The following is an 8,397-nucleotide window of genomic DNA, read 5'->3' as shown; positions in this document are numbered from 1 at the left end:
TAGCAAGCGCGGCTTGCCTGGAAGGCGGACCGGGGCCCGTTACCCCATCTATGTCTTTTCAGACGAAACCCCCACATACAAGCCGGCAGTCGCCCGCGCGCGGATCTCCGCGATCTTGCGCTTGAGCGCGGACTGCCGCGGATCGGGCAGCGCGGCGGCGCGCGCCTCGGTCACCGCGCCGCCGAGATCCGATAGAGCCAGCACGCCATCGAAGGTCGGCTTGGCGAGACCATCGATGATCGCGTTCCAGTCCGCCATGCCCTGGCGATAGACGTCGCCATACCCCTCGATCATGGTCGCGGTCTGGATGATCGCCGGCGCCGCCTGCGGCTGCTTGGTCAGGCTGCGGTCGATCATGTGCAGCCAGCGCTCGACCCAGACCCGCTCCCTGGCGTAGCGAACCGAAAACAGCCGCCATCGCCGCAAGCCCGCCTCCATCTTGAGGCGGCGAATGCCATAGCGGCTCGCCGTGCTGAAGCGAATGGAGACGCGCCTCTGCGCCCAGCCCAGCCATTCCAGCGCATCGATGAGGTATTCGGAGATGATGGCAGGAAGCGCGCCGATCAACTCCTCCACCCGGAATTTCTTGACATCGACGGAGCCAGCCGAACGGCCCTGCAGTTCGGCGAGCTTGAGCTGCGCGATCCGGATCGGGTCCTCGTAGCTCATGCGCAGCGCCATCAGCCGCGCAATCTCGCCAAGCATCGCGTCGTCGACGCCTCGCTTGCCGATGAACCGCTGCAGCCGGTCGACATAGAGCCGGGCATAGCTCGGGCCCTGATAGTCGATGAGCCGATGGATGGCCTCGCTCGCCACCGCCATCACCGGCTCCGGCAGCCCCTCAGGCAGGAACGGCGCGGTGTCGTCATCATCCTCGCCGATGAAGTCGGCGAACAGATAACGCAGCGACGACAGGAACCCGCGGTCTGCCACTCTCCCTGCTCCGGCCTCTACGCAGGCTTCGGCTCGGCCGCGGACGCCAGATGCTGGGCCAGCCGCTTTTCCGCCGCGTCCAGGTTCTGGAACAGGCGGGCGCTGGAGAGACGGAGGAAGTAAAAGCCGAACGCGGGGTTTTGCACGTAAAGCTCCTCGACCTTGGTGTAGCTGACGCTCAGGATGAGGCCGCTCTCGACGCACTCCAGCGTCTGGGTCCGCGTGTTCGACGGCGACAGCATGCCGAGCTCACCGACGATGGCGCCGACCGGCAGCACGATGCCCGATTCGACCAGCTTGAACTTGCCGCTGACGATATAGAGCATGTCCTCGGCTTTCTCGTCCTTGTAGAACAGGATCTCGCCGGCCGTGCAATTGCGCTCGGTCATGAACGGCTTCAGCCATTCCATCGACAGGTCGCTGTTGACCGACTTCTTCACGTCGCGCACCAGCTGCAGCATCTGGTGCAGGCGGTAGGAGTTCACGAACAGCATGACAGCCTGCACGCCCATCACCAGATAATTATGGGTCGGGATCGCCGTGACGATCAGGACGACGTTGGCGAGGATGCCGAAGACCCGCAACGGGATCATGGTCTTCATCGTGGTGGTGGCGACCACGAAGATCGACGCGAATAGTGCGCCGGCCGTACCTGCGTGTTGTGCCAGATGAGACGTGTCCATTGGATGTCAACCAATTGCTTCGGAGAGTGAATTTTTGTCGCGATTCTGCTGCGGCGCTGCCATGGTAACGGCGCGGGGCCCTTTTGGTATACGAAGAAAAAGCGACGTTTTGTCGGGATTCTCACTATTCCGGGGTAAAATTCGCTTCTCCCAAGCTCCGGGGCTGTGCCCCGAACCGGCCAGCCCTGGCGCAGCCGTCGTTGACGGCCTCCCCGCAGGCGGGCACTTTGCGTCCCGTTGGTCACGCCGCGGCCTGACCGTTATCCAGCTTTCATTGCACGCATCAGGTCCTCCTCCTCCGATGTCCAAGCGGCTCGTTCTCTCGGCACTGGCTCAGTTCACCGCCAAGACGGCCGGCCGCAACATGACCAAGGCGGCCTATATCGCGCTGGCCGCCGGCATCGCTGCGATGGTGGTGCTGACGGTGGCCCCCGCCTACGAGGCGGCGCACCATTGGGTCGATGCCGTGCTGTGGGCGTGCCTCGCCTATTTCGTATTCGAGTGGGCGGTGCGGCTGCGCCACATGGCGGGGCAAGGGCGGCTGTGGCTCTACGTCTCCTCCAGCAGCGGGGTGGTCGACGCGATCGGCGCCCTTGCGGTGCCGATTGCGCTGGTTGCGGGCGTCGAGCACCGGACGGCATGGCTGCTCAGCATCCTCTGGGTGCTCAAGGTCGTGCCGGGCATTCCGGGGTTGCGGCAATTGCGGCGCGTGCTGGTGCTGGAATCCGGACCGCTGCTCAGCGTGCTCGTGATCTTCCTGATGGTGGTATTTCTGGCTTCCGTCGCCGAATATTTCCTGGAGCGCGACGTGCAGCCGGCGACCTTCGGCAGCGTGCCGGCGGCGCTATGGTGGGCGGTGGTGACGCTGACCACGACCGGTTATGGCGACGTGGTGCCGATCACGCCGCTCGGCCGCATGGTCGCGGCGCTGGTGATGATCTCGGGTCTCGGCGTGTTCGGACTGTGGACCGGCATTCTCGCCACCGGCTTTGCCGCCGAGACCCGCCGCGATAATTTCCTGAAGACGTGGGAGACCGTCAGCAAGGTGCCGTTCTTCGCGACGCTCGGCCCATCCGCGATTGCCGACGTCACCCACATGCTGCGGACGATGGACCTGCCGGCGCGCACCCAGATCATCCGCAAGGGACAAAAAGGCGACTGCATGTATTTCATCGCCGCCGGCGAAGCCGAGGTCGAGCTGCCCGGCAAGAAGGTAGCCCTCGGCGAGGGCGCGTTCTTCGGCGAGATGGCGCTGCTCGGCAACAGCGTGCGCGGCGCTGATGTCACGACCACCAAGGTGACGCGGCTGTTGGTGCTCGACCTCGTGGACTTTCGCCTGTTGATGGCGCGGCATCCGGATCTGGCCGAGACCATCGACGCCGAAGCCAAACGGCGTGCGCAAGAGAACCAATAGTCAAAACCAACAAGAAGAATGGAGAGAATGATGTCCGACGGAGCCGAAACGGCGAGCGCGCCGATCCTCGAAATCAATGGCGCCCGCGCCACCATCCGCCTCAACCGGCCGCAACACATGAACCGGCTGCAGAGCGAGGATCTCGGCGATCTCTTAAAGCTGTTCGACCGGATCGAGGCCGACCCTGCGATCCGCGTGCTGGTGCTGACCGGCACCGGCCGCGCCTTCAGCTCCGGCTACGATCTCAATTCGGTAGCGGATCGCGCAACCAGCGAGAACGAACAGCCGAGCGCGGGATCGGCGTTCGAGGTCGTCGTCAACCGGCTGGAGGATCTCGGCGTGCCGACGATCTGCCGGATCAACGGCGGCGTCTATGGCGGCTCGACCGATCTGGCGCTGGCCTGCGATTTCCGCATCGGCGTCGATACCGCCGAGATGTTCATGCCGGCGGCGCGGTTCGGGCTGCATTATTACAAGAGCGGCATCGAACGCTACGTGTCGCGGCTCGGCGTCGACAACGCAAAAATGCTGTTTCTCACCGCGCAGAAAATCACCGCGCCGGAGATGCTGCGGATCGGGTATCTCACCGCCATGGTGCCGCTGGAAATGCTGGATGAGGAAGTCGACAAGCTCGCCGCCATCCTGGCCGGCAACGCGCCGCTGGCGATGCGTGGCATGAAGCGCGCCATCAACGAATTCGCGCGCGGCAAGCTCGACGAGGAAGCCGCCAACCTGCGCCACCGCGAGAGCATGCGCGGCGCCGAGATCAGGGAAGGCGTAAGAGCGCTGGCGGAAAAGCGCCCGCCGAAGTTCTGACGAAGCTTAAGCCCGCTTCGTCCGCATCGCCCGAACCTGTTTGATCGCGGGATCGCGCGCCAGCGCCTGGTAGCGCGGGCTGTCGACGGCATAGATCGCGACGCGCCCTTCGGCATCGGCATGCACGCCCCAGCCGAAGCGCTTGCCGAGGCCCGATGCGCGCAGGCACGCCTGTCCCTTCGCGAAGAATTCGTCGCGGGCTAGGCTTTTCTCCTTCTTCGAAGCCTTCGCGCCGAGCTGCCGACCCGGTGCGGAGGTCGCGAACACCACATCATCCGAAGTGTATTTATAGGGCGCTTCCGAAATCATCTGATACTGAAGGCCGGCCACGGTCGGATTCCCCGCGCGCGTCGGCGGCTCTTCGCCTGACCGCGCGGGACAATCTTCCGCGACCTGGATGAAGGTGTCGAAGCAGTTGGTCGTGTGCACTGTCTTTGTCATCCGGGAATCCAAATCGTCTTGAGGCCGCGTCTTCTTGATGCCGCCTCACCCGCCACTAGCTGCGGCGTGCTGCGCCGCCATCTCATCATCGGCGGCGCTGATCCGCTTGAACGCGGGACGCGAGGTGATGCGATCGGCATAGGCCTTGAATACGTCGTTTCCGGGCACGAGGCCAAACATCATCGTCCAACTGAACGCCACGCCCCAGAGGATATCGGCGGCCGTGATGCGGTCACCGAGCAGATAAGGGCCTTTCGAAAGCTGCGCCTCCAATACGCCGAGCATGGTCTCGTAATCGGAATAGGGCGAATGCGACACCGGCGCCGGTTCGCGCTTCATGAACCGGTCGACCAGGGCCGGCTCGAAGGAGGATCCATAATAGGCGATCCAGCGCAGATAAGGTCCGCGCTGCGAATCATCGAGCGCGGGCGTTAGCCCGGCCTTTGGAAACAGGTCGGCGAGATAGGTGTAGATGGCGACCTGTTCGGTCACCAGCGACCCGCGATGGCGGATCGCCGGAACCTTGCCTAGCGGATTGATGGCGAGATAGGCCGGCTGGCGCTGCTCGCCCGCCTTCATGTTGAGGACATGGAGATCGTATGGTGCGCCGAGTTCCTCCAGCAGCACCCGCGTGCCCGTAGCGCGACTCTGCGGTGAATAATAAAGCGTGATGCGGTCCTGGTTGATCATTGGCAGTCTCCATTGGGTCTCTACGGGCAACGGACCTTCTATGCCGGACCATACCTGACATCCTGTGTCAGGTATGCTTTAAGGAGCCATGCGCGCGAGCCGGCTGCTTTCGATCCTCACCACCCTGCAGGCGCGGGGACAGATCACCGCGCCTGAACTCGCCGAAGCTTGCGAGGTTTCGGTGCGCACCATCTACCGCGACATCGATGCGCTGGCCGCCGCCGGCGTCCCCGTCTATGCCGAGCGCGGCGCGGAAGGCGGCTATCGCCTGCTCGACGGCTATCGCGTGCGGCTGAACGGATTGTCGCAACCGGAAGCCGAGGCGCTGTTCATGACGGGACTGCCGGGTCCCGCGGCTGCGCTCGGTCTGGATGCCGCGATGATGGCGGCGCAGACCAAGCTGATGGCGGCGCTACCCGAAAATCTGCGCCCGAATGCCGGGCGGATGCAGGAGCGCTTTCATCTCGATACCCCCGGCTGGTTCGGCGAGGCCGAGCAGCCGAAGCATTTGCGCACCATTGCCGCTGCGCTGCTGCGCGAGAGCCTGATCGAAATCCGCTACCAGAGCTGGCGGGCGGAGAAGCGCCGCCGCGTCGCGCCGCTCGGCCTCGTGCTGAAGGGCGGAAGCTGGTATCTCGCCGGACATGTCGATGGCAGCGTGCGCACCTATCGCGTGGCGCGCGTGCTCGATTGCAATGTGCTGGACGAGCGCTTCACGCGGCCCGCCGATTTCGACCTCGCCGCCTATTGGCAGGCCGCGACGCTGCGGCTCGAAGCCGAGATGCATCCGAACGCCGCCACCGTGCGGCTATCGCCGTTCGGTGTCAAACTGCTCAACGCCTTGAGTCAGCCTTACGTGCGGACGCGCACCCATATCGAGGAGACGGCCGATGCAGACGGCTGGCGCATCGCCACCGTGCCGATCGGGAAAACGGTGNCATGCCGCGGCCGAACTGCTGCGTCTCGGCGCGGAAGCCGAGGTGCTGGCGCCGGCGGAGCTGCGCGACAAGATGGCCGAAATGACGCAAGAGATGGCCGCGCGCTACCGATGTCCGGATAGAAAAAATTTACGAAGATCCCGTTCCGCGAAACATTCCTGAAACACGATTCTTCGCTTCGCGCATGAACGCAAGCCGTTGCCGGCCCGACTGATGGGCAGGGACGCAACAACGGCCTCGCGCCAAAGAATTGGAGAAATTGAGTATGTTTCGCAAGATTACCCTCGGACTGATTGCCGCCGCTTCCCTGACCTTTGCCGCCGCGGCGCCCGCTTCCGCAGGGGGCTTTCATCACCATCACTGGGGCCATCATTGGGGTCATGGTTACGGCTGGGGTCCCGCCATCGGCGTCGGTTTCGGTGGCGTCTATGTCGACACCGGCCTGAACGGCTGCCTGCAGCAGCGCTGGGTCGAAACCCGCCGCGGCATGCGCCTGCGCACCGTGAACGTCTGCGCCTACTGATCGAACAGCGTTAGTCAGGAAAGATCCCGGCCGCGAGAGCGAGCCGGGATTTTTCCGCGTGCCTGGTGCGTTGACCCCTGCCCGCGGCAGCCATATTGTAGCGCCTGCGGTGCAAGCCGCTCCCGGGCCCGCGGGAAGGGTTGAACCCACTTGCAGCTTTCGAGCGACGTCTAGAGCCTTTGTGCAGCCGGTATTGCGGGCCGTCGGCGATAAAGCACGGAGGTAGCTGATGGACCGGTCGCCCGATCGACTGAATCTCGAACATCTGAAGAAGCAAGCCAAGCAATTGATCCGCCTCTATCGAAGCCGCGATCCGGCAGCGATGGCGCGGCTGCGCAGCGCACTGCCGGTGGCGGCCGGCCGAAGCGACGACGATATGGCTTCCCTCGAACTTCGCCTTCACGACGCGCAATCATGCCTCGCGCGCGAGCATGGCTTTGCCTCCTGGCCCGACCTGAAGCAATATGTCGACGTGCAGATGGCGGCGCGCGACAAGCGCGACGCCCGCATTCTGCATTGGGCCCAACTTCTCTATTCCGGCGATGTCAGCGGCACGGTTAATCGCGCCAACCCGCGCGTCGCGCTGCGTATCCTGGCTGACGATCCCGAACTGATCGCAGGCGATCCTTATCTCGCCTGCGCGATTGGTGACGAAGGCGCGCTGCGGCAGGCAACAGCGGCCGATCCTACATGGGTCAACCGTCCCGGCGGCCCGCTGCGATTGCCACCGCTCTTCGCGGTCGCGCATTCGAGCCTGTTACGCGTGGACGAATTTCGCCAGCGCCTGCACGCCAGCGCGCGATTGCTGATCGCTGATGGCGCCGACGTCAACCAGCACATTTTCAGCCGCTGGCCACCGGGTTCGCTGGCCGAGCCGGACCAGAGCTGCCCACTCTCGACGCTCTATGGCGCGGCCGGCAGCAGCCATGATCCGGCGCTGACGAAGTTGCTGCTGGACGCCGGCGCCAATCCCAATGACGGTGAATCGCTTTATCACTCCCTGGAAAATCCGGCCTGCACACGCCTGCTGCTGGAGCACGGCGCGCGCATCGCCGGGAGCAACGCGATCTACCGCTCGATCGATCTTGAGGACGACACGGCACTAAAACTGCTGCTGCAGCATGGCGGCGATCCGAACGAGCCGGCGCTGAATGCGCCGCTGACCGATTGGGACTCTCCCCTGGCCTGGGCGATCTATCGGCGGCGGCCACATCATGTGAGGGCACTGCTGGAAGCTGGCACCGATCCGACGCGGACGACCGCTGCCGGCGTCAGTCCCTACCGGCTGGCACTGCAGTTCGGACTTACCGATGCCGCGGCGCTGCTGCGCGGGCCGGCTGGCGAGCCTGACATCTCCGACGAGGAGCGCTTCGTCGCTGCATGTGCGCGCGGCGATGAAACTGCGGCGCGCGCGATTCAGGCCCGGCGGCCCGACCTGCCGGCTTCATTGTTGCCGACGCAGTCGCGACTATTGCCCGACATGGCCGCGGCCGGCGCCGATGATGTCGTGAAGCTGATGGTCACGCTCGGCTGGCCGATTGCCGCGCGCGGCGGCGACTGGGATGCATCTGCGCTCAACCAAGCGGTATTCCGTGGCAATGCCGGCCTGACGCGCTTCCTGCTCGAACACGGCGCTGAGTGGACCGAGCGGCATGGCTTCGGCGACAATGCCTGCGGCACGCTGTCGTGGGCGTCCCTCAACGAGCCGGTCGAGGGCGGCGACTGGGTCGGTTGCGCGCGCGCCCTGCGCGATCATGGCATGCCGGGCGCGACTGAAATCCCCGCCGATCCCGACTGGGTGATGGTGGCCGGAATCAGGAAGCGGTTTTCGGACGAGGTCAGCGAGGAATTGCTGGGTCGCGAGGCTTGAGCGCTCTTTCCCTCTCCCCTTGTGGGAGAGGGTGGATGCGATGCGCAGCATCGCAGACGGGCAAGGGGTTCTCTCCGCGGAGACAGACC

General features: G+C 64.7%; 9 protein-coding genes and 1 pseudogene. 6 read left to right on the top strand and 4 right to left on the bottom strand.

Annotation, left to right across the window (positions count from 1 at the left end; translation table 11 throughout):
- Positions 1 to 48: 48 nt before the first annotated feature.
- The gene (locus CQ14_RS26520; RefSeq protein WP_057860771.1) at positions 49 to 933 is read right to left on the bottom strand and encodes a DUF6537 domain-containing protein; all 885 of its coding nucleotides are present in this window, start codon (positions 931 to 933) and stop codon (positions 49 to 51) included.
- A 17-nt stretch (positions 934 to 950) separates the two neighbouring features.
- Entirely contained in the window at positions 951 to 1,616 is a 666-nt protein-coding gene (locus CQ14_RS26515; RefSeq protein WP_057860770.1) for a Crp/Fnr family transcriptional regulator, read from the bottom strand.
- 301 nt (positions 1,617 to 1,917) lie between these two features.
- Here CQ14_RS26515 and CQ14_RS26510 point away from each other — a divergent pair, with 301 nt between their 5' ends.
- Complete coding sequence (locus tag CQ14_RS26510; RefSeq protein WP_057860769.1) at positions 1,918 to 3,030, top strand: cyclic nucleotide-gated ion channel; 1,113 nt, start codon at positions 1,918 to 1,920, stop codon at positions 3,028 to 3,030.
- A gap of 30 nt (positions 3,031 to 3,060) precedes the next feature.
- The gene (locus tag CQ14_RS26505) at positions 3,061 to 3,846 is read left to right on the top strand and encodes an enoyl-CoA hydratase/isomerase family protein (RefSeq protein ID WP_057860783.1); all 786 of its coding nucleotides are present in this window, start codon (positions 3,061 to 3,063) and stop codon (positions 3,844 to 3,846) included.
- A 6-nt stretch (positions 3,847 to 3,852) separates the two neighbouring features.
- Here CQ14_RS26505 and CQ14_RS26500 read toward each other — a convergent pair whose 3' ends face one another.
- Together CQ14_RS26500 and CQ14_RS26495 are read right to left on the bottom strand one after the other, a co-directional pair.
- Complete coding sequence (locus tag CQ14_RS26500) at positions 3,853 to 4,287, bottom strand: DUF6157 family protein (RefSeq protein WP_057860768.1); 435 nt, start codon at positions 4,285 to 4,287, stop codon at positions 3,853 to 3,855.
- A gap of 45 nt (positions 4,288 to 4,332) precedes the next feature.
- Positions 4,333 to 4,977: a glutathione S-transferase family protein gene (locus tag CQ14_RS26495; protein ID WP_057860767.1), complete on the bottom strand. Its 645-nt coding sequence runs from the start codon at positions 4,975 to 4,977 to the stop codon at positions 4,333 to 4,335.
- A gap of 88 nt (positions 4,978 to 5,065) precedes the next feature.
- On the opposite strand from CQ14_RS26495, the pseudogene CQ14_RS26490 reads away from it, so the two are divergent.
- From CQ14_RS26490 to CQ14_RS26480, 4 genes and pseudogenes are all read left to right on the top strand, one after another.
- Positions 5,066 to 5,914: pseudogene (locus CQ14_RS26490) on the top strand (helix-turn-helix transcriptional regulator); the annotation flags it as partial.
- 1 nt (position 5,915) lies between these two features.
- Positions 5,916 to 6,077, top strand: a 162-nt coding sequence (locus CQ14_RS46800) for a WCX domain-containing protein (RefSeq protein WP_245320529.1), incomplete at its 5' end; no start/stop codon positions are given.
- A 103-nt stretch (positions 6,078 to 6,180) separates the two neighbouring features.
- Complete coding sequence (locus CQ14_RS26485; RefSeq protein WP_057860766.1) at positions 6,181 to 6,438, top strand: hypothetical protein; 258 nt, start codon at positions 6,181 to 6,183, stop codon at positions 6,436 to 6,438.
- A gap of 229 nt (positions 6,439 to 6,667) precedes the next feature.
- Entirely contained in the window at positions 6,668 to 8,308 is a 1,641-nt protein-coding gene (locus CQ14_RS26480) for an ankyrin repeat domain-containing protein (protein ID WP_057860765.1), read from the top strand.
- Positions 8,309 to 8,397: the final 89 nt, after the last annotated feature.

The sequence above is a fragment of the Bradyrhizobium lablabi genome, assembly GCF_001440475.1.
GTDB classification, from domain to species: Bacteria; Pseudomonadota; Alphaproteobacteria; order Rhizobiales; family Xanthobacteraceae; genus Bradyrhizobium; species Bradyrhizobium lablabi.
This window is presented reverse-complemented; position numbering and strand designations above follow the sequence as displayed.